Origin of the sequence: Pseudocitrobacter vendiensis, assembly GCF_943590815.1 — a bacterium.
Lineage (GTDB): Bacteria > Pseudomonadota > Gammaproteobacteria > Enterobacterales > Enterobacteriaceae > Pseudocitrobacter > Pseudocitrobacter vendiensis.
Map to the genome: position 1 here is coordinate 1 of NZ_CALSBS010000079.1, position 1,461 is coordinate 1,461.

General features: G+C 60.6%; 2 protein-coding genes. Both read right to left on the minus strand.

All coding sequences use genetic code 11. The features are described 5' to 3' along the window. Window positions 1-38: 38 nt before the first annotated feature. On the minus strand, window positions 39-707 hold the full coding sequence (locus NMC31_RS26015) for a glutathione S-transferase family protein (protein WP_058678057.1): 669 nt from the start codon (window positions 705-707) through the stop codon (window positions 39-41). A 132-nt stretch (window positions 708-839) separates the two neighbouring features. Then, window positions 840-1,379 carry a peptide-methionine (S)-S-oxide reductase MsrA gene (msrA, locus tag NMC31_RS26020; RefSeq protein ID WP_004099036.1) on the minus strand — a complete coding sequence of 180 codons (540 nt, stop codon included), beginning with the start codon at window positions 1,377-1,379 and terminating at the stop codon, window positions 840-842. Window positions 1,380-1,461 lie beyond the last annotated feature (82 nt).

Sequence of the window (1,461 nt, forward strand, 5' to 3'; positions counted from 1 at the left end):
GGGAAGGAGGGAGTGACCATCTCATTAAATAAAGCACGCTAAGCCGGTCGCGCCAGCCCGCGTTCGAGCCATGCCTGCACGTTCGAATAGCTGCTTAGGCCGAGGATGTCGCCCGCTGCGTAGAATTCGACCAGCGCATTCACCCAGCCAAACGTCGCAATGTCCGCGATCGAGTAATCATCGACAATCCATTCGCGGCCCTCCAGCCGGTGATCCAGGACCCCGAGAAGACGCCTGGATTCATCAACAAAGCGCTGCCGAGGTCGCTTGTCCTCATAGTCCTTGCCGGCAAATCGCAGGAAAAAGCCTAGCTGTCCGAAGGTCGGCCCAACGCCCGACACCTGAAAGAACACCCAGGCCAGAGTCTCGTACCGCTGGGCGGGTGTTGTTGAGATGAGCTGCCCCGTCTTGTCGGCCAGATAGATGAGGATCGCACCGGTTTCCCATATGCCAATGGGCTGGCCGTCAGGGCCAGCCGGATCGATGATCGCGGGTATGCGGCCGTTGGGATTCAACGACACGAACGCTGGATCCTTCGACTCGTTGTTCGAGATGTCGACGAAGTGGGGCTCATACGGCAGGCCAGTCTCCTCCAGCATCATCGAGACCTTGACGCCGTTGGGCGTGGGGGCCGCGTATAGTTGCAAGCGATCCGGATAAGATGCTGGCCAGCGCTGCGTGATGGGAAAGGAGGAGAGGTCTGTCATATCTGGATCCTGGCACTGCGACGGCGGCTGAATGGAATGATCTGCTTCAAGGCCGGGTTCGACGACCGCGTCGATTGACGCGGTCGTCGGAGGTTGCGAACCGGATCGGCGCGGCACTAACGGCAGCGAAGCCTATTCCGCTGCAGCCCCGGCCGCAGGGCTCACATCGCCGGCCTCATGCCGCTTTGGAAGAACCCAGTCGGGACGGACGAAGTGGCAGGTGTAGCCGCCCGGCCGCTTCTCCAGATAATCCTGGTGATCGGGCTCGGCCTCCCAGAACTCGCCGACCGGCTGGACCTCGGTCACCACTTTGCCATCCCACAGCCCCGAGGCATCCACATCGGCGATCGTATCCTCGGCGACGCGCTTCTGCTCCTCGTCGACATAATAGATGCCCGACCGGTAGGAGAGCCCACGATCATTGCCCTGGCGGTTCAGCGTCGTCGGATCGTGGATCTGGAAGAAGAATTCCAGGATGTGCCGGTAGCTCGTCACTGTCGGGTCGAAGACAATCTCGATCCCCTCGGCATGCGTGCCGTGATTACGATACGTGGCGTTCGGAATATCGCCGCCCGTGTAACCCACACGGGTCGAGATGATGCCGGGCCGCTTGCGGATCAGATCCTGCATGCCCCAGAAACATCCTCCTGCGAGAACAGCGCGCTGATGCATGTTAAGCCTCCTCTACTTGATCGAGATATTCACCGTATCCCTCGGACTCCATCTCGTCGCGCGGGATGAAGCGAAGGGACGC